This window comes from Acidovorax sp. HDW3 (assembly GCF_011303755.1).
Taxonomy (GTDB): domain Bacteria; phylum Pseudomonadota; class Gammaproteobacteria; order Burkholderiales; family Burkholderiaceae_C; genus Paenacidovorax.
Genome location: NZ_CP049885.1, coordinates 2082560 through 2100533 on the forward strand (window position 1 = coordinate 2082560; position 17974 = coordinate 2100533).

The 17974-nt window shown below is 68.3% G+C and carries 17 protein-coding genes and 1 tRNA gene; 10 read left to right on the forward strand and 8 right to left on the reverse strand.

Translation table 11 applies throughout. The features are described from left to right. The first annotated feature begins 28 nt into the window (after nucleotides 1-28). From G7045_RS09470 to G7045_RS09475, 3 genes are all read left to right on the forward strand, one after another. A complete protein-coding gene (locus G7045_RS09470) occupies nucleotides 29-805 on the forward strand; it encodes a hypothetical protein (RefSeq protein ID WP_166159401.1) in 777 nt (258 codons plus the stop codon). Nucleotides 806-885: 80 nt separating this feature from the next. Further along, entirely contained in the window at nucleotides 886-1296 is a 411-nt protein-coding gene (locus tag G7045_RS14950; RefSeq protein ID WP_370521616.1) for a DUF262 domain-containing protein, read from the forward strand. Further along, the gene (locus G7045_RS09475; RefSeq protein WP_370521766.1) at nucleotides 1191-2129 is read left to right on the forward strand and encodes a helix-turn-helix transcriptional regulator; all 939 of its coding nucleotides are present in this window, start codon (nucleotides 1191-1193) and stop codon (nucleotides 2127-2129) included. Before G7045_RS14950 ends, G7045_RS09475 begins: the two co-directional genes overlap by 106 nt. A gap of 75 nt (nucleotides 2130-2204) precedes the next feature. On the opposite strand, the gene G7045_RS09480 is transcribed toward G7045_RS09475, so the two are convergent. The 4 genes from G7045_RS09480 to G7045_RS09495 all read right to left on the reverse strand — a co-directional run bounded on the left by G7045_RS09480 (nucleotide 2205) and on the right by G7045_RS09495 (nucleotide 7983). Then, nucleotides 2205-3803, reverse strand: a complete 1599-nt coding sequence (locus G7045_RS09480) for an AMP-binding protein (RefSeq protein ID WP_166159403.1) — start codon at nucleotides 3801-3803, stop codon at nucleotides 2205-2207. 185 nt (nucleotides 3804-3988) lie between these two features. Then, nucleotides 3989-5227: a thiolase family protein gene (locus G7045_RS09485; protein WP_166159404.1), complete on the reverse strand. Its 1239-nt coding sequence runs from the start codon at nucleotides 5225-5227 to the stop codon at nucleotides 3989-3991. 374 nt (nucleotides 5228-5601) lie between these two features. Next, the gene (locus tag G7045_RS09490) at nucleotides 5602-6717 is read right to left on the reverse strand and encodes a trans-acting enoyl reductase family protein (RefSeq protein ID WP_166159405.1); all 1116 of its coding nucleotides are present in this window, start codon (nucleotides 6715-6717) and stop codon (nucleotides 5602-5604) included. A gap of 30 nt (nucleotides 6718-6747) precedes the next feature. Beyond that, nucleotides 6748-7983, reverse strand: coding sequence for an acyl-CoA dehydrogenase family protein (locus tag G7045_RS09495; protein WP_166159406.1), 1236 nt, complete (start codon nucleotides 7981-7983; stop codon nucleotides 6748-6750). Nucleotides 7984-8163: 180 nt separating this feature from the next. Here G7045_RS09495 and G7045_RS09500 point away from each other — a divergent pair, with 180 nt between their 5' ends. Next, nucleotides 8164-10887, forward strand: coding sequence for a LuxR C-terminal-related transcriptional regulator (locus tag G7045_RS09500; protein WP_166159407.1), 2724 nt, complete (start codon nucleotides 8164-8166; stop codon nucleotides 10885-10887). Here the strand turns inward: G7045_RS09500 and G7045_RS09505 are convergent, their stop codons facing one another. Together G7045_RS09505 and cysM are read right to left on the reverse strand one after the other, a co-directional pair. Beyond that, on the reverse strand, nucleotides 10888-11115 hold the full coding sequence (locus G7045_RS09505; protein WP_166159408.1) for a sulfurtransferase TusA family protein: 228 nt from the start codon (nucleotides 11113-11115) through the stop codon (nucleotides 10888-10890). It abuts the gene before it with no gap. A gap of 17 nt (nucleotides 11116-11132) precedes the next feature. Then, nucleotides 11133-12050, reverse strand: coding sequence for a cysteine synthase CysM (gene cysM / locus G7045_RS09510; protein WP_166159409.1), 918 nt, complete (start codon nucleotides 12048-12050; stop codon nucleotides 11133-11135). 41 nt (nucleotides 12051-12091) lie between these two features. Here cysM and G7045_RS09515 point away from each other — a divergent pair. Further along, nucleotides 12092-12176: transfer RNA gene (locus G7045_RS09515), tRNA-Leu, on the forward strand. A gap of 167 nt (nucleotides 12177-12343) precedes the next feature. On the opposite strand, the gene G7045_RS09520 is transcribed toward G7045_RS09515, so the two are convergent. Further along, complete coding sequence (locus tag G7045_RS09520; protein WP_166159410.1) at nucleotides 12344-12562, reverse strand: hypothetical protein; 219 nt, start codon at nucleotides 12560-12562, stop codon at nucleotides 12344-12346. Nucleotides 12563-12734: 172 nt separating this feature from the next. On the opposite strand from G7045_RS09520, the gene G7045_RS09525 reads away from it, so the two are divergent. The 3 genes from G7045_RS09525 (at nucleotide 12735) to G7045_RS09535 (ending at nucleotide 14976) form a co-directional block, all read left to right on the forward strand. Continuing rightward, complete coding sequence (locus G7045_RS09525) at nucleotides 12735-13931, forward strand: acyl-CoA dehydrogenase (RefSeq protein WP_166159411.1); 1197 nt, start codon at nucleotides 12735-12737, stop codon at nucleotides 13929-13931. A 158-nt stretch (nucleotides 13932-14089) separates the two neighbouring features. Next, nucleotides 14090-14314: a hypothetical protein gene (locus tag G7045_RS09530; RefSeq protein ID WP_166159412.1), complete on the forward strand. Its 225-nt coding sequence runs from the start codon at nucleotides 14090-14092 to the stop codon at nucleotides 14312-14314. A 14-nt stretch (nucleotides 14315-14328) separates the two neighbouring features. After that, the gene (locus G7045_RS09535) at nucleotides 14329-14976 is read left to right on the forward strand and encodes a DUF4124 domain-containing protein (protein ID WP_166159413.1); all 648 of its coding nucleotides are present in this window, start codon (nucleotides 14329-14331) and stop codon (nucleotides 14974-14976) included. Here the strand turns inward: G7045_RS09535 and G7045_RS09540 are convergent. Further along, the gene (locus G7045_RS09540; protein ID WP_166159414.1) at nucleotides 14973-15890 is read right to left on the reverse strand and encodes an SDR family oxidoreductase; all 918 of its coding nucleotides are present in this window, start codon (nucleotides 15888-15890) and stop codon (nucleotides 14973-14975) included. The two genes, G7045_RS09535 and G7045_RS09540, sit on opposite strands and share 4 nt — an antisense overlap. A 43-nt stretch (nucleotides 15891-15933) precedes the next feature. Here G7045_RS09540 and G7045_RS09545 point away from each other — a divergent pair, with 43 nt between their 5' ends. After that, nucleotides 15934-16980: a CDP-6-deoxy-delta-3,4-glucoseen reductase gene (locus tag G7045_RS09545; RefSeq protein WP_166159415.1), complete on the forward strand. Its 1047-nt coding sequence runs from the start codon at nucleotides 15934-15936 to the stop codon at nucleotides 16978-16980. A 17-nt stretch (nucleotides 16981-16997) separates the two neighbouring features. Continuing rightward, a complete protein-coding gene (locus tag G7045_RS09550; RefSeq protein WP_166159416.1) occupies nucleotides 16998-17963 on the forward strand; it encodes a tripartite tricarboxylate transporter substrate binding protein in 966 nt (321 codons plus the stop codon). The last annotated feature ends 11 nt before the right edge of the window (nucleotides 17964-17974 follow it).

Here is a 17974-nt window from a genome sequence, read left to right on the forward strand (position 1 = left end):
CAATCAATCCCCTCAAAAGGCAAGCACCATGCACCCAATTAGCGCATCCCCCCTGGCCCTGCTGGCCATAGGCCCCTCGGCCCAAGCCTTGAGCGCCGATCTGCAGCGCCACCTGCCCGCCAGCGTCCGCATCCTGGCCACTGCCGATGGGCTGCGCGCACAAACCATGGGCCGCGTCGGGCTGCTCATCCTCGTCATCCACCCTGCCACGCTGCAAGACATTACCGCCCTGACGTCCTTGGCCGATGAATGTGGGCAAGACGGTTTTGGTGTGCCCACGCTGTGCATACGGGCGCGCACCACGGGAGATGCCGAACGGCTATTCGAGCATTTCGGTGCCTGGCACCTGCTGCGCCCGCATATCGACGCCACCGTCCAAGCGCCCAACGCAACGCCCGAGCAACTCTCAACCTGGCTGGCCCAGGCCGTGGGCGTGATGGCGCAGTCCGTGGGCGACGAGGCACAGATTGGGCTGGAGATAGAAGACATCACCAACCTGCTGCGCGGCAGCGGAACAGCCCTGTGGCTCAGCGCCCAAGCCAGCGGGCCTGATCGCGCCACCGAGGTGGTGCAGCAGCTTGGGCGGCAGCTGGAGCTTTGCGCTACGCCGCCGGAGCAGCTGCACCGGGCGATTGTTTGGGTTCAAGGTAGCACCGCATTATTGAAATTGCGCGAAACGAGAACAGTCGTGAAAGGGCTGCAAGAGCGCATGGCGCCGCAAGCCAGAATGCTGTTTAGCTCCCCCTATGATGAGAGTTTGGGGGAGGTGATGCGGGTGTGGGTGTTGCTGCCGAAGTGCGCATAGCAGCCGCCACGGCAAGTAATCGCATTTTTTAGGAAGCACGATGCAAGAAAAGGATTTAGGGGTCCAAGTAGCCGTTTGTAGTGCGGCGCAACTGTTTTCACCGGCGTTCTGGGGGGGGCAACACGCACAACGCAGACACCATCTACACCAAGCCAGTAACTGGCCGTCTGCGTATCCCGGAATATCAGCGCCCCTACCGCTGGGGTGAACAGCAGATCAACGCCTTGCTGCAAGACCTGCACGAACACAAGAAAAACAAGCATGTCAAGACCCGCCTGTTTGTAGATCGCGCTACAAAACACACACTGCTGCACTCAACAAACCCATGCCCCGCCGCCCCGAAACCCTGGACACCGCCCTGCTCATGGTCGAGCTGCTGCGCCGCATTCCGCGCGGGCGCAAGATTTCCACGTCCGAATTGCACGCACAGCTCCAGGGCGCAGGGTTTGACCGTGACCTGCGCACCATCCAGCGCCAGCTGGAAACGCTGAGCCAGCATTTCGACATCGAGCGCGACGAGCGCAGCAAGCCCTATGGCTACCGCTGGCTGGAGCGTTCGCAGGGCCTGGCGCTGCCGCACCTCACGCCGCAGGAATCGCTGTTGCTGCTGCTGGCGCAAGAGCACCTCAAGCACCTGCTGCCCGCGCGCCTGATGCAGTCCATGGATGGCTTTTTTTCCCAGGCGCGGCGCAATCTGGAGGCTGCGCCCGACACAAGCAGCGCCAAACTGGAGCGCCAATGGCCGCACAAGGTGCGCGTGGTGGCCACCAGCCAGCCGCTGCTGGCGCCAGCCATCGCCGCCGGGGTGTTCGAGGCCGTGAGCGAGGCCCTGTACGCCAACCGCTGGCTGGAGCTGGACTACCGCAACGCCGCCGGCAAGCTGCGCCAGGCCAAGGTCATGCCCCTGGGGCTGGCGCAGCAGGGGCCGCGCCTGTACCTGGTGTGCCGCTTTGAGGATTACGACAACGAGCGCAGCCTGGCGCTGCACCGCATCCGCAAGGCCAGCGTCTGCACCCTGGGCTTTGAGCGCCCGCCAGACTTTGATTTGCAGCGCTACGACGAGGATGGCCGCTTTGGTTTTGGCGAGGGCCAACGCATCCGGCTGACGTTTGAGATAGAAGCCGGCACGGGCCTGCACCTGACGGAGTCGCCCCTGTCACGCGACCAGCAGGTGGCAAAAACGGAGGATGGCTGGCTGCACGTTGCCGCAACGGTGGTCGATAGCGCCATGCTCGACTGGTGGCTGCGCGGCTTTGGCGCCCATGTGCGCGCCATCACAAAAACACCACTGCCCGCAAACCGCCCCGGCGGGGGCGATGTTTGACCGTGCTGTGGTGTTCGATGCTGGCGCGCAGCATGGCTGCGACAAAATGTGCCGCTTGCAAACGCCGCCACAACCTCAGCGGCGCACATGCACCTGCTGCAGCTGCCCCTCGAAGGCCTCCAGCAAAAACCGCTCCTGCGGCTTCTCCGACGCGGTCTTGGGGATTTGCGCCAGCACCTGGATGAAGCCCGGCACCATGCCGGCCTCCAGCTGCTCGCGGCACAGGGCAAAGAGCGCCTGCGCGTCAAAGCGCGCCGCGTCCTTGGGTACGACGGCGGCGACCACCTCCTTCTCGCCCGGGGCCAGGTGCGCGCTGGTCACGCCATAGACGTACACGTCGTCCACCAGGCCCGATTCGGCAATCGCCTTTTCGATGAAGGCGGTGGCGATGAATTCGCCGTTGCGCCGGATGCCGCTGCCCTTGCGGTGGTCGAAGTACAGCCACCCTTCGGCGTCCTGGTGCACCACGTCGCCCATGTGCAGCCAGCCGCCAGCGCATTTGCGCTTGGACGCCTCGGGGTTGCCGAAGTACTGCACCACGAACGGGTCGCCGCTGGCGTGGCGAAACAGCAGCTCGCCCGGCTGGCCGGGCGCCACGTCCTGGCCATCTTCATCGACGATGCGGTGCACCAGCGTGGGCGGCGGCTTGCCGATGCTGCCCACCGGGCCCTGGCCGGGGTAGTTGAAGGTCAGGCCCCCTTCGGCGGCGCCGTAGAACTCCAGAATCTGCACGCCAAAGCGCTGCTGAAAATCCTGCCAGATGGCCGCTGGCATACCGGCGGACACCACGCAGCGCACCGGGTTGTCGGCGTCGTTGGCGCGGGGCGGCTCGGCGTACACCGCCGTGGTCATGCCGCCCAGCAGGGTGAAGCTGGTGGCGCCGTATTTGCGCGTGATGTCCCACAGCCGCGACTTGGTAAAGCGCCGCGAGAGCACGCAGCGCAGGCGGCAGGCCAGGGCCGCGCCCAGGGTGAGGAGCTGCGCGTTGGCGTGGGTGAGCGACAGGCCGGAATACAGCACTTCGTCATCGCGGTAGGCAAACAGGCGCTGGGCCAGCGCCGCCGTGTCGCAGTAGCGCCGGTGCGTGAGGACGATGCCCTTGGGGTCGCCCGTGGTGCCGGAGGTGAAGATCAGCTCCAGCGCGCTGTCCGGGTCGGTGGTGGCAATGGGCAGGTCGGGTGCGGCCAGGGGCGCGGCGGCTTCCCAGTCGATCACGCCCGGCCACGCGCCCAGGGGCTGGCTGCCCTCGTCGGTGGCAAAAGCCAGTACCACGCGCAGGCCCGGCAGGCGCGCACGCAGCGGCTGCAGGTGGGGCAGCGCGTAGTCGGCGGCAAAGGCGGCGCTGCACTGGCTGCTGGTGAGCAAAAAATGCAGCTTGTCGCCCTTGGTGCGCGGGTCGATGGGCACGACGGCGGCGCCGACGATGCTGGCCGCCACCATGGCCTCGACGAATTCCACATGGTTGGCCATGAGCAGCGCAATGCGCTCGCCGGGCTGCACGCCCTGCTGCTGCAGCACCTGCGCCAGGCGCTGGCCGTTGTCCCACAACTGGCGGTAGCTGCGCACCTCGTCGGGGCGCTGGCCTGCGCCCTCGATGGTCAGCACGTCAAAGTCCGGCGCCTCCAGCGCCCGGCTGGCGATCAGGCCGGCAAAGATGTTGTTGGGGTAGGTCATGGATGCAATCTCCGGTGGTTCATCGCGGCGCCGCCGCTGTGCTCCCCTCTCCCCTGGCGGGAGAGGGGCCGGGGGAGAGGGGGCGCTTGGTAGTGGCGCAGCGCCAGGGACTACCCCCTCTCCCCAACCCCTCTCCCGCAGGGGGAGAGGGGCTTGTGCCCTGTGCAAGCGTGGGATGCGCCATTTCAGCGGCCCAGCAGCGTCAGGCAGGCCACGGCCTCTTCCACGCCCGCGAGGCCGCCGCCGTTTTCCGCCAGGGCGATGCGTACGCCCGGCACCTGCCGGCTTCCGGCCTCGCCGCGCAGTTGCGTGACCAGCTCGAACACCTGCCCCAGGCCGGTGGCGCCAATCGGGTGGCCCTTGCTCTCCAGCCCGCCCGAGGGGTTGATGGGGATGCGCCCGCCCAGCGCCGTCTCGCCGCGCTCGGCGGCCAGGCCCCCCTGGCCCTCGGGCACCAGACCCAGCAGCTCCGACTGCAGCACCTCGCCGATGGCGGTGGCGTCGTGCACCTCGGCCACGTTCACATCTTGCGGAGCCACGCCGGCCTGTGCGTACAGCCGGTGCGCTGCCTTGCGCACCAGGTGGTTTTGCAGGTTATCCGCCGCGCGGTCGCTGCCGGTTTGCAGCACGCAGCCGAGCACGCGCACCGCACGGCTGGCATTGCCCTGCAGGCGCTTCAAACCCGCCGCGTTGCAGACGATGGCCGCCGCCGCGCCGTCGCTCACCGGCGAGCACATGGGCAAGGTGATGGGGTAACTGATGGGCGGCGCGGCCAGCACCTGCTCCACGCTCATGGCCTCGCGGTACTGCGCCAGCGGGTTGTGCACCGAATGCCCGTGGTTCTTGGCCGCCACCGCCGCAAACTGCGCCTGGGTGCTGCCGTACAGCCCCATGTGCAGCCGGCCCATGGCGGCGTAAATGTCCATGAACACGCTGTAGGGGCGCGGCGACTGGCTGCCCGCAGGCGGCGTGACGCCCTCGCCCATGGCCAGAAGGCGCGCCTTGCTCGCCTGCACGTCATGCACGTCCCAGGCGCCATCGAAGGCGGCGAACATGCGCGCCTTGTCCTCGGACACCATTTTTTCCGCGCCCACGGCCAGCACGATGTCGGCTGCGCCGCTTCGTACCTGCTGCACCGCCAGGTGCAGCGCGGTGCTGGCGCTGGCGCAGGCGTTTTCCACGTTGACCACCGGAATGCCGGCAATGCCCATGGAGCGCAGCGCCAACTGGCCGCGCACCATGTGCTGGCCCTCCATGTGGCCCTGGGTGGCGTTGGCGAAAAAGGCCGACTGCAGCTGGGCGCGCTCGCAACCGGCGTCCTGCAGTGCGGCCTGTACGGCCTGGCGCGTGAGGTCCTTGACGCTTTGGCCCAGGTGGCGGCCAAAGGGCGTCATGCCCACGCCGGCGATGAATACGGTGTCCACAAGCTGCTCCTACAAAAAATACTCGGCTGAAAATGGGGCGCCCCCTCTCCCCAACCCTCTCCCGCGAGGGGAGAGGGGGCGTTGGCTTGAAGCGCCATGCCTGTTCATCCCCCTCTCCCCAACCCTCTCCCGCAAGGGGAGAGGGGGCCATACCTGCCGTCGAGCACAGGCTCAATCTCGCTCCCCAACCCTCTCCCGCGAGGGGAGAGGGGGCCATACCGTGCTTGCGGCACAGCCGGGCACACGCGGGGTGCACCCCTCCCCCCTCGCGGGGGAGGGGCTGGGGGAGAGGGGGGGGGAACACCCTCAGACCTCAAGAAATAGGCCTCTAGCGCTTATCCATCAAGCGTTAGCAGCTATCAAAATGATAGCTATCACTGCTGCTTGATGTCGTAGGACAGGTAGCCCTCCGCCGCCTGCGCGGCCAGCAGCTGGCGTGCGCCCAGGATGCGTGCGCCCGAGCCGAAGCCCACGGCCTTGAGCTGCTTGTTCAGCACGCGCATGGCGGCCTCGGCGCCGAACACGCCGGTCTGCGAGTAGGCGCAGCTGCCGCGAATGATGACGCTGACCGACTGCGTGTTGCCCCGCGCCTGGCAGGACACCAGGGCGCGGTGCACCTCGGGCGTCTCGCGCGGCGGCTCCACCTGGGTGATCTGCTGGCCGATGGCGTTGGTTACCTGCTCCTGCGCGGCGGCGTCCAGGCTGCGGTGCTCCTGCTCGAACTGCTGCAGCACGCCGAAGACGGCCATCATCATGTCCTGGTTGCCCAGCGAGAACAGCACCTGGCAGTTCTTCACCCGGGGGTCGCGGTGGTACCACACCGGCTCGCCCGCGCCGCCCCAGGGCATGGCCTTGAGGATGCGGTGCACGCCGGGCACGCTCACGTCATACGCCGTGGCCCAGGGCCATTGCACCAGTTCGCCGCCCTTGAGGTAATACATGGGCTTGGTGCACATGCGCAGGAAAGACATGGTGGAAGCCACGCTGATCTGCGAGTCGCCGTAGTACAGCAGGTCCAGGCTGTCGATGCCCGGGGTTTCCAGCGCAATCTCGGCGGCAATGGCGCCTTCCGTCCACATATAGGAGTTGGCCGGGCACAGCGCCAGCTCCTTGCGCTCGAAGGCGGCGGCGTATTCCTTTTGCAGGTACAGCATCCAGTCCGTCTCGCCCGTGGTGTCGAAGTAGTGGCAGCCCGCGTCCAGCGCCGCTTGCACCACCGGCTCGCCCAGTTGCATGAAGGGGCCGACGACGTTGATGACCACCTGCTTGCCCTTGAACAGCTCGGCCAGGCTGGCGCGGTCGTGGCCCACGCCCACGCACTGGTAGTCGTGGCCTTTGAGCTCAGGGATCTTGGCCATCTCGGCCTGCAGGCGCTCGGCATTGCGCCCGGCGGCGATGAAGGGAATGCCGCGCGTGGCCAGCTTCCAGGCGGTGAGCTTGCCGGTGTAGCCGCTGGCGCCGTACAAAACGACTTGGTATTGCGTTGCCATGGTGTTGTCTCCTTGTGGGGTTGGTTGGCTTTAGAACAGGTCGGGGTTCATCAAGTGGTAGCCGCCCTTGATGGCGAGGATTTCGTTGCAGCCGTCTTCGATCATCGAAGCGCGGGCGTCGCGCAAAATCTTCTCTACCGGGTAGTCGCGCGTCATGCCGTTGCCGCCGTGGATTTGCACGGCCTCGCTGGCCACCTCGAACGCGGTTTGCGTCGCGGTCACCTTGGCCGCCATGGCCGCCTGCAGGGCCATGACCGGGGCGTCGAAGTTGTAGTGCAGCACCCGGCGCGAGAGGGCGCAGGCCGCCTCCACCTTGCGGAACATGTGGAACAGCCGCTGCACCACCGACTGGTGGCGGATGATGGGCACGCCGCCGGCCTTGCGCTCGTGCGCGTAGCCCAGGGCCAGGTCATAGGCCGAGCGCGCGCAGCCGGTGAAGATGGCCGACATCAGCCCGTTGGCCAGGGTGTGCACCAGGTAGGTGGCCTGCTGGTACTGCTCCGGCCCGGCCAGCAGGTGGGCCTTGGGCAGGCGCACGTTGTCGAAGTAGATCTCGCCCTGGTTCAGCGCGCGCTGGCCCATCTTGTCCAGCGGCTTACCGCGCGTGATGCCGCGCGTGTCCATGGGCACGATGACCACGGCGCCGTTTTTCGTGTCCGGCCCGCTGCCCGTGTCGCAGGCGGCGTAGAGGATGCCGACCTGGCCGATGGTGCCGTTCGAGACCCAGGCCGACTTCTGGCCGGTGATGATGAGCTCGTCGCCCTGGATCGTCACCACGCAGTTGGGCCGGCCGTACTGCCCCTCGGGGTGGAACAACATGCGCGCCGGGTCCAGCGTGTCCGTGCCGTGGTCGGGCTCGGTGATCATCCAGCAGCCCAGTTTGGCGTCGGTGGCAATGCTGCGGCAGAACGCATTGCCCAGGATGGCGCTGATCATGGCCGGGATCAGCCCCGCGCCGATCGAGATCGCCAGGCCCGCGTCGCCCCAGCCCAGCTCCTCAAACAAGATCGCCATGGTGCGTGCGCGCTCGGCCGGGGGCATGGAGAGCAGGTCGTCCACGCCAAAGCCCAAAGCGGCAAACTGGCCGTACATGGGCCACAGGGGCGAGTCGGGGGCAATCACCGCTTCGGGCGCCATGCGGTCGAGCTGGCGGCCCAGGGGGCGCAGCACCTCAGCGGCAAAGCGGCGCACCGTGGCCTGGATGGCGGCGGCGCTGTCGGTCAGTTCGGGCTCGGCGCCCAGGGGGGTCAAAGGCACGTAGGCCATGGATGTCTCCTTGTGGTTGTCAAATGGCGTGCGGTCACTGTAGAAATCACCGCCCGCCCCGCCCATCCCCCATGGCAGGTGGTCTGGCCCGCCCTGATGGGGGATGGCGCGGGGGAGGCAGCGGGGGATGGGGCAAGCCCCCCTGCCCGCCCACGCCCCCGCTCGCTAGACTGGCGGGCCATGTCCCGCAGCGCCCTGCCCCACGCTCCCACACCCGCGCCTTTTTTGCGCCCCAAGCTGCGCGTACTGCGCCCGCCGCACGGCAGCATTGCCCGCCCGCGCCTGGAGGCGCTGCGCGCGCAGGCGCTGCAGGTGCCGCTGGTCACACTCACGGCGCCGGGCGGCTTTGGCAAGAGCACGCTGGCGGCGGCCTGGGTGGCGCAGTGGCAGGCCGAGGGCCAGCACTGCAGCTGGCTCAGCCTGTCACCCGACGACGACGAACCGGCGCGCTTTCTGCACGCCTTCACCCAAGCCCTGCAGCGCCTGGGCCAGGGCGTGGGCGACGCCGCCCTGGCGCTGCTGCAGGGCCGCGCGCTGGCCGCGCCGCGCGCCGTGCTGGCGCTGCTGCTCAACGACCTGGAAGACTTCGACGGCGAGGCCATCGTCGTGCTCGACGACTGGCAGTGGCTGCACGACGGCACCATCCACGACGCACTGGCCTTCTTCATCACCCACGCGCCGCCGCAGCTGCACCTGCTGATCACTTCGCGCAGCACGCCAGCGCTGCCCCTGGCGCGGCTGCGCGCACACGGCCAGTGGCTGGAGGTAGACGCCAGCGCACTGCGCTTTGACCGCGACGAGACCGCCCGCCTGCTCGGCAGCGTGGGCCTGGCCGACGCGCACGGCGCCCAGGCCGATGCCCTACACGCCAGCACCGAAGGCTGGCCCGCCGCACTGCGCCTGGCGGCCCTGGGCCAGCGCCTGGGCGGCAGCGCAGGGCCGGCCAGCACCGGCCAGACACCCGCCTTTGCCACGCTGCTCGACGACGTACTGCAAAGCCTGCCGCCCGCCACCCTGCGCTTTCTGGCGCAAAGCGCCGTACTGGAGCGGCTCACGCCCACACTGTGCAACGCCGTCTGCCAGGCGCAGGACAGCAGCGTCCACCTGGCCCTGCTGCTGCAGCACCACCTGCTGAACGCCCCCATGGACAGTGAAGGCCAGTGGCTGCGCCCGCACCAGCTGCTGCGCGAGCACCTGCTGGCGCAGGTGGCTCCGCGCCTGGGGCTGGATCTGGCGCAGCTGCACCTGCGCGCCGCCCACGGCTTTGCCGCCCAGGGCCAATGGAGCGACGCCGTGCGCCACGCGCTGCAGGCCGGCGCACAGGCACAGGCCATCGAATGGCTGGCGCACTGCGGCATGGCGCTGGTCAAGACCGGCGACCTGCTCACCCTCCTCGCCTGGCGCCGCCAGCTGCCGCCCGAACTGCTGGCCAACCAGCCGCGCGTGCAGCTGGCCGTGGCCTGGGGCCTGGCGCTGGCCATGCGCGGCGCCGAGTCCGAGGCGCTGCGGGCCGACATCGAACGCAGCGCGCAGGCCCGGCTGCAGGGTGCGGCGCTGGACGAGACGCTGGGCGAATGCCTGGCCATTCGCGCCATCAACGCCGCGCTGCAGGACGATTCGCTGCAAGCCGGCGTGTTGGCGCGGCAGTGGCACGCGCGCACGCACCACAGCGACACCTTCACGCGCAACGCCCTGGGCAACGTCATGCGCTACGTGCACTGGAAGGCCGGTGACATGGTGCAGGTGTACGAGCAGCCGTGGATCTCCAGCAGCGCCGACGAGGAACGGCACAACGCCTTCTCCAGCGTTTACCGCCACACCCTCCTGGGCAGCATCGAGCTGCAAAAAGCCCGCCTGGGCCTGGCCGAACGCCACGCGCGCGAGGCGCTGCGCTGCGCCCACCAGCACGGCGGCGCGCTGTCGGTCTCGGCCGCGCTGGCCGCGCCGCTGATGGCCAGCCTGCACGCGCTGCAGGGGCGCTGGGCGCAGGCGCTGGAACTGCTCACGCCGCTGCTGCCACTCATCGACCACACGGCCATGCACGAAAGCGCCATCCAGGCCTACCAGGTGCTGGTGCGCGCAGCCGCGCACCAGGGCCAGCAGGCCCACGCGTTTGAACTGATCGAGCGCGCCGAGGCGCTGGGCTACAACCGGGGCTGGGATAGGCTGGTAGGCCATATGCTGCACGAACGCCTGCGCCTGCTGCTGGCCGAGGGGCGGCTGGACGAGGCCAGCGCCACCTGCATCCGCCTGCAGCGCCTGACCGCCCATGCAGAAACGGCACCACTGAGCACCCGTGCAGAGCTGCATACCTTGCGCGATATGGCACTCGCCTGGCTGGCGCTGGCACAGCAACGCGCCGACAATGCACGCCAATTGCTGGCGCCACTGCTACAAGCCGCCCAGGAAAGCGCGCACGACCTCCCCGCCATCCGCCTGGGGGTGCAGTTGGCACTGGCGGCCATGGCGGCGGGGGAGCAAGAGGCCTGCTTTACCCAGCTGCGCCAGACGCTACGCGCCGTGCAACACAGCGGCGCGCCCTACGCCGTCCTTGGGCAGCACCCCGATGTGCCAGCACTCCTGGCCCGTTTTGTTGCCTCCCGCCAATGCGATGGCACCCTGGCAGACTTCACCGCCGAACTGCTGGCGCATGGGCACAGCAACGGCAGCAGCACCAGCGCCGGCACGCGCGCCCCTAGCCCCAACACCACGCCGGCACTGACCGAGCGCGAATGCGCCATCGTCACCTGCGTGGCGCGGGGCCTGTCGAACAAGGAAATTGCCCGCACGATGGCGATTTCAAGCGAAACCGTGAAAACCCACTTGAAGAACATTTTTGACAAGCTCGGGGTTCAACAGCGGGCCCAAGCAGCCCGGGTGGCGCAAACCCTGGGCTTGGTCTGATCAGCGCCGCCGCAGCACGTGCACGTATTCCTCGCCCACGGTCTGCTGCTCCACCAGCTCGTTGCCGGTTTGCTTGGCAAAGGCCTGGAAGTCGCGCAGCGAGCCGCTGTCGGTGGCCAGCACCTTGAGCAGCTGGCCGCTGGCCATGGCGGCCAGGGCTTTTTTGGCCTTGAGGATGGGCAGGGGGCAGTTCAGGCCCCGGGTGTCGATTTCTTGGTGGATGTCCATGGTCGCTCTCTGGCAAATCAGGCCGGAAACACTCCGGTGGAAAGGTAGCGGTCGCCCCGGTCGCAGACGACGAAGGCAATCGTCGCCCCCTGCTCGCGCGCCGCAATCTGCTGCGCCACCCAGCAGGCGCCGGCGGCTGAGATGCCGGCAAAAATGCCTTCTTCGCAGGCCAGGCGGCGGCACATGTCCTCGGCATCGTCCTGGCTCACCAGCACCAGCTCATCGACCCGCGAGGGCTCGTAGATTTTGGGCTGATAAGCCTCGGGCCATTTGCGAATGCCGGGAATGCGCGAGCCCTCGCTGGGCTGGGCGCCGATGATCTGGATCGCCGGGTTCTGCTCCTTCAAGAAGCGCGACACGCCGGTGATGGTGCCCGTCGTTCCCATGGCGCTGACGAAGTGCGTGATGCGCCCGCCCGTTTGTTGCCACAGCTCGGGGCCGGTGGTTTCGTAGTGGATGCGCGGGTTGTCGGCATTGGCAAACTGGTCGAGCACCCGGCCCTTGCCCTGCGCCGCCATCTGCAGCGCCAGGTCGCGTGCGTACTCCATGCCGCCGCTCTTGGGCGTGAGGATGAGCTCGGCGCCGTAGGCTTTCATGGTCTGGGCACGCTCGATCGACAGGTCTTCGGGCATCACCAGCACCATGCGATAGCCCTTGACGGCTGCGGCCATGGCCAGGGCAATGCCGGTGTTGCCGGAGGTGGCCTCGATCAGCGTCTGGCCAGGGGCGATCTCGCCGCGCTCCTCGGCCCGGCGGATCATGGACAGCGCCGGCCTGTCCTTGACCGAGCCAGCCGGGTTGTTGCCTTCGAGCTTGGCCAGCACCACGTTGCCCCGCGCCCTGTGCTGCGCCGCGCCGATGCGCTGCAGGGCGACCAGCGGCGTGTGGCCAATCGCGTCTTCGATGGTGGGATAGATGTTTTTCTCAGCGGTCATACGCCACTACTGTGCCATAATTTGCGTCTTCCCCGATTTCCGCCGGAGTGGTGAAATTGGTAGACGCAGGGGACTCAAAATCCCCCGCCGCAAGGCGTGCCGGTTCGATTCCGGCCTCCGGCACCACGAACAAAGCCGCGCAGCTGCAAAAGCTGCGCGGCTTTTTTCTTATTCGCCATCCACAGCGCCTGTGGATAAAACCGTGGACAAGCCGTGCCCACAGCGCGCAGCAGCGCGCCAAGTGCTTGATGCAACAAGTGTTTTATTGCGCTGCCGAAAAAATGGGCACGCTCTTAGTTGTTTTGACGGCGAATCAGCTGGCGTCCGCTGTCGCTGATGGCCAGCTCGCCAGTGCTGTTTTTGTGCACGTAGCCACGTTCGAGCAAGCGCCCTGAAAGGTGCTCTTTTTGCGCGTGCGGCAGGTCAATCACCTTGCCCATCTCCAGTTGCTTGAGGGCATCGAGCTCATCCACAGTGGGATCGAATTGCGGTGCGCGGTAGTGAAGTTCCATGGTGCATCTCCCCAGTAGTAGCCAACGTAGTGAAACCAACGAAACGCTGTGCCAGATTAGCCCTGCAGCGCGGGCCGTGCAAGCGCACTTGCCCCCGAGGGCCGGGCCTGCCCTACCATGCAGGCTGAGCCGCCCCCTTTACCGCACCCTCTACCCCTCTTCGCCGCCCACCATGCCGACCTCTGCCTTTCACTGGGACGACCCCTTTCTCCTGGAGCAACAACTGAGCGCCGACGAGCGCGCCGTGCGCGCCGCCGCCGCTGCCTACTGCCAGGGCCAGCTGCTGCCACGCGTGCAGGACATGTTCCGCCACGAGGGCTGCGACCCGGGAATTTTTCGGGAAATGGGGCAGCTCGGCCTGCTCGGCCCGACGCTGCCGGCGCAGTACGGCGGCGCCGGTCTGAACTACGTCAGCTACGGCCTGATCGCGCGCGAGATCGAGCGCGTGGACTCGGGCTTTCGCTCCATGGCCAGCGTGCAAAGCTCGCTCGTGATGCTGCCGATCTACCTCTTTGGCAGCGAGGCGCAAAGGCAAAAATACCTGCCCGCGCTGGCCCGGGGCGAGGCCGTTGGCTGCTTTGGCCTGACCGAGCCCGACCATGGCTCCGACCCCGGCAGCATGGCGGCGCGCGCGCACGAGGTCGATGGCGGCTGGCGCCTGTCGGGCAGCAAAAACTGGATCACCAACAGCCCGATTGCCGACGTCTTCGTCGTCTGGGCCAAGGAGGTCAGCCACAGCGGCCACCTCGGGCCGATTCGCGGCTTCATCCTCGACAAGGGCATGGCCGGGCTGTCGGCACCCGCGATTGCCGGCAAGGTCGGGCTGCGCGCCAGCATCACCGGCGAGATCGTGATGCAAGACGTGTTCGTGCCCACCGAACAGGCCCTGCCGGAGGTGCGCGGCCTCAAGGGCCCGTTCACCTGCCTGGACAGCGCCCGTTTTGGCATCGCCTGGGGCGCCATGGGCGCAGCCGAATTTTGCTGGCACACGGCGCGCGACTACACCTTGGCGCGCCAGCAGTTCGGGCGCCCGCTGGCAGCGAACCAGCTGGTGCAGAAAAAGCTGGCCGACATGCAGACCGAAATCGCCCTGGGCCTGCAGGCCGCGCTGCGCTTTGGCCGCATGAAGGACGAGGGCCTGGCCGCGCCAGCGGGCACCTCCCTCATCAAACGCAACAACTGCGGCAAGGCGCTCGACATTGCCCGCCAGGCGCGCGACATGCTCGGCGGCAACGGTATCAGCGACAGCTTTGGCGTGGCGCGCCACCTGGTGAACCTGGAGGTAGTCAACACCTACGAAGGCACGCACGACGTGCACGCCCTCATCCTCGGGCGCGAGCAAACCGGCATTGCCGCCTTTGCCAATTAAGGCAACGCTGAAAAAGCCCCATCCCACAGGATGTTTACTATCAAAATAGTAGCTACTCGCGCTTATCCATCAAGCGCCAGAGCCTTTTTTGATTCAAAATAACCGCTGTCAACCGCGCCCCTGGCTGGCGCGTCAAGAACGGAGAAAGGAAGCCCGCTATGCCCCGTCAACCTCTCCTGCCCCCGCTGGCGCTGCTGCTGGCAGTCATGCTCGGCGCCTGCTCCTCGGGCGGCACGCCCCCGCCGCCTGCCGTGACCGCGCCCGAGGCCGCCCCCACCTCCCCCCCTACCCGCCCCCCCATCGCCCCGCGCACCGACCCGGGCCTGCGCCCCTCGCCGCTGGACTGGCGCGACGACGCCCCAGCGCCTGCCGGGCAGCGCTAAGCCAAGGCTGCGCCATGCTCCGCCGCCCATCCCTTTGCCTCCTGGCCCTGGCGTTGTGGTGTGCCGGCACCGCCAGCGCCCAGGTGCTGCGCTGCACCAATGCGCGCACCGGCGAAGTCACCTACACCGACGGCAGTTGCGCCCCGGGCAGCCAAACCCGCGAGATCGAGGCCCGCAAAACGCCCGATGAGCTGCGCGCCGAACGCGAGCAGGCCGCCGAGGCCCTGGCGCGCAAGGAGCAGCGCCTGCAGCGCGAAGCCGCCGAGCAAGAGCGCGCCGACCGTGCCGACGCCCGCGCCCAGGCAGAGCGCCGCGCCAACGCCCGCCTGCGGCCCGATTACGCCCACTCCGCCGCCTGCCTGGAATCGCGCCGCCAGCTCAATCAGCAGCTGGCGCTGCACGGCGGCAACAACGTGGATGAACAGCTGCGCCTGCAGGCCCTGCAGCGCCAGGTCGATCTCGACTGCCTGGGCCCCGAGCGCTACGCCGAAATCGAACGCCTGCGCCCGCCCGCCCCGCCCCCCGTCGTCGTGGCGCCCCCGTATTGGCAACCGCCCTACCGCCCGCTACCGCCGCCGCCGCCGGTGCAGCCCCCGCCACGCATCACCCATTGCAACGTGTTTCGCTGCTACGACGAGCGCGGCGGCGTGCACCCGCGCTAGTGTTTGACGCTTTGCAGCCCCTGCACCACCGTCGGGTAGGCCAGGCACAAGCGCAGCTCGCGCGCCAGGCGCCGGGTGTGCAGGCGGCGCGATTCGCCCATGAAACTCAGTAAGGTCGATGGCAGCTGCGCCTGCGCCTCCTCCCACGACAGGCGCGGCGGGCGCGGCAGACCGTACAGGTCAGCGGCCCAATCAAAGTACTCGCCCATGCGCAGGCCGCTGTCGTCGCTGACGTGGTACACGCGCTCGGCCGCGCCGCACCACAGCGCCCGCACGCAGGCGCGCGCCAGGTCGTCGGCGTGGATGTGGTTGGTGAACACATCGTCCTCGGGCCGCAGCACCGGCGTGCCCCGGCGCAAGCGCGCCTCGGGCGTGCCGCCCTCGCGGTTGGGGGCGTAAATGCCGGGAATGCGCAAAATCGCCACCCGCGTGCCGCCCCGGCCCCAGGCGCGCAGGCTGCGCTCGGCGTGCACGCGCCGCTGCGCGCGCGGCGTGCGCGGTGCCACGGCGCGCTCCTCGCTGACCCAGGCGCCGGCGCAATCACCATAAACCCCGGTGGTCGAGCCATACACCAACTGCCGTGGGCGCGGCCCGCGCTGCAGCGCGCGCAGCAGCGCCTGGGTGCGCGGGTCGTGCACGCCCTGCCCCGGCGGCGGCGCCAGGTGCAGCACGCGCTGGCCCAGGCCCGCGAGGCGGCGCAGGCTGGGTGCAGCATCCAAATCGCCCAGCAGCGGCGTGATGCCAGCCGCGCGCAGCTGTGCGTGGCGCTCGGCGCTGGTGGTCAGTGCCAGCAGGCGCACATGGGGCAGGCGCTGCGCCGCACGCAGACCCACATCGCCACAGCCGACGATGAGCACGCGCGCGCGCCGAAAACGCGCCGGCAGGGCGCCCAGAGGGGTTTGTGTCACAGGCACAATTCGTCCGTTCGTTGATTCACGCCTGAGGATAACCACCACAATGACCCGCGCCGACTCCACCTACGAAATTACCGTGCAGCCCAGTGGCCGCCAGTTCACCGTCCAGGGCGAAGACAGCATCCTGGCCGCCGCCATCACCCAAGGCATTGGCCTGCCCTACGGCTGCAAGGATGGCGCTTGCGGCTCGTGCAAATGCAAAAAAATCAGCGGCGCCGTCCAGCACGGGCCGCACCAGGAAAAAGCCCTGTCCGCGCAGGAGGAGGCCGAAGGCTACATCCTCACCTGCTGCGCCCAGGCACAGTCGGACGTGGTGCTCGAAGCGCGCCAGGTGACAGATGAGCGCGCCTTCCCGGTCAAGAAGCTGCCGGTGCGTGTGGCCGCGCTGACCAAAAAATCGCCCGACGTGGTGCAGCTGCGCCTGCAGCTGCCGGCCACCGAGCCCTTCAAGTACCACGCCGGCCAGTACATCGAATTCGTGCTCAAGGACGGCGTGCGCCGCGCCTATTCCATGGCCACGGCGCCGCACCAGCAGGCCAGCACCCCGGGGCTGGAGCTGCACATCCGCCACATGCCCGGCGGGCGCTTTACGGACCATGTGTTTGGCGCCATGCAGGAGAAAGAAATTTTGCGCATCGAAGGCCCGTTTGGCAGCTTTTACCTGCGCGAGGATTCGGCCAAACCCATCATCTTGCTGGCCTCAGGCACCGGCTTTGCTCCGGTCAAGGCGCTACTGGAACACCTCTTGCACCAGGGCAGCACGCGCCCGCTGGCGCTGTACTGGGGCGGGCGCCGCCCGCAAGACCTGTACATGGACGACTGGGTGCGCGCGCAGCAGGCGCAGATGCCGCAGCTGCACTACGTGCCGGTCGTCTCCAACGCCCTGCCCGAGGACGGCTGGCAAGGGCGCAGCGGCTTTGTGCACCAGGCGGTGCTCGACGATTTTGCCGACCTCTCGGGCTTTCAGGTCTACGCCTGCGGCGCGCCGGTGGTGGTCGATGCCGCCCGCCGCAGCTACACCGAAGAACGCGGCCTGCCCGAGGACGAGTTCTACGCCGACGCCTTCACCTCCGAAGCCGACAAGCACTAAATCCACCAGCGCCCACCATGCAGCGCCGCACCCTGCTCCACTACGGCCTGGCAGGCATTGCCCCCCTGGGCAGCGCTGCCCAGGCGGGGGCGCTGCCGCTGCGCCTGATCGTGCCCTACGCCGTGGGCGGCCCGGTCGATCAGACGGCGCGCATCCTGGCCGCGCAGGTGCAGCCCTGGCTCGGGCCGGTGCAGGTTGAGAACCGCGCCGGCGCCGGCGGCAACTGGGGGGCCAACGCGGTCGCCAAGGCCGTGCCCGACGGCCTGACGCTGGGCATCGCCGCCACCGCCACACACGCCATCAACCCCTGGCTGTACCGGCACATGCCCTACGACGCGGCGCAGGACTTTGCCGCCATCACGCAAATACTGCGCGTGCCCAACGTGCTGGTCATGCACGCAGCCCGCGCCCGGCAACTGCGCATCGAGCACCTGGACGATTTTTTGGCCTACGCCCGCAGCCACCCCGACAAGCTGCGCTACGGCAGCGGCGGCAACGGCAGCGCGGGCCACCTGGCGGGGGTGGTTTTTCAGCAGCAGGCGGGGCTGTCGGCCCTGCATGTGCCGTACCGGGGCGCACTGCCGGCGCAGCTGGCGCTGCTGGCCGACGAGGTCGATTTCAACATCGACAACCTCGCCGCCGCCGCATCCAACATCCGCGCGGGCCAATTGCGCGCCCTGGCCGTGACCAGCACACAGGCCAGCCCCCATCTGCCGGGCGTGCCGCCGCTGGCACAGCGCTTCAAGGGTTTCACCATGGATTCCTGGTGGGGCCTGGTCGCCCCCGCAGGCACACCTCCCGCACGCATCGCGCAGCTGCACCGCGCCTTTGTCCAGGCACTGCAAACACCGGCCACCCGGGCCCAGTTTGCCGCCCTGTGGGCCGAGCCGCAGCCGAGCACGCCGGCCCAGTTTGAAGCCTTCATGGCGCAGGAGCGCGCCCGCTACCAGCCGGTGGTGCAGGCATCGGGCATTCAGCTGTAAATATGGCAAAA

Bases quoted from the DNA above. Each gene is read 5' to 3' on its own strand.
- G7045_RS09470 (WP_166159401.1), top strand. From the start codon at position 29: ATGCACCCAATTAGCGCATCCCCCCTGGCCCTGCTGGCCATAGGCCCC.
- G7045_RS09480 (WP_166159403.1), bottom strand. From the start codon at position 3,803: ATGACCTACCCCAACAACATCTTTGCCGGCCTGATCGCCAGCCGGGCG.
- G7045_RS09490 (WP_166159405.1), bottom strand. From the start codon at position 6,717: ATGGCAACGCAATACCAAGTCGTTTTGTACGGCGCCAGCGGCTACACC.
- G7045_RS09495 (WP_166159406.1), bottom strand. From the start codon at position 7,983: ATGGCCTACGTGCCTTTGACCCCCCTGGGCGCCGAGCCCGAACTGACC.
- G7045_RS09500 (WP_166159407.1), top strand. From the start codon at position 8,164: ATGTCCCGCAGCGCCCTGCCCCACGCTCCCACACCCGCGCCTTTTTTG.
- G7045_RS09505 (WP_166159408.1), bottom strand. From the start codon at position 11,115: ATGGACATCCACCAAGAAATCGACACCCGGGGCCTGAACTGCCCCCTG.
- cysM (WP_166159409.1), bottom strand. From the start codon at position 12,050: ATGACCGCTGAGAAAAACATCTATCCCACCATCGAAGACGCGATTGGC.
- G7045_RS09520 (WP_166159410.1), bottom strand. From the start codon at position 12,562: ATGGAACTTCACTACCGCGCACCGCAATTCGATCCCACTGTGGATGAG.
- G7045_RS09525 (WP_166159411.1), top strand. From the start codon at position 12,735: ATGCCGACCTCTGCCTTTCACTGGGACGACCCCTTTCTCCTGGAGCAA.
- G7045_RS09530 (WP_166159412.1), top strand. From the start codon at position 14,090: ATGCCCCGTCAACCTCTCCTGCCCCCGCTGGCGCTGCTGCTGGCAGTC.
- G7045_RS09535 (WP_166159413.1), top strand. From the start codon at position 14,329: ATGCTCCGCCGCCCATCCCTTTGCCTCCTGGCCCTGGCGTTGTGGTGT.
- G7045_RS09545 (WP_166159415.1), top strand. From the start codon at position 15,934: ATGACCCGCGCCGACTCCACCTACGAAATTACCGTGCAGCCCAGTGGC.
- G7045_RS09550 (WP_166159416.1), top strand. From the start codon at position 16,998: ATGCAGCGCCGCACCCTGCTCCACTACGGCCTGGCAGGCATTGCCCCC.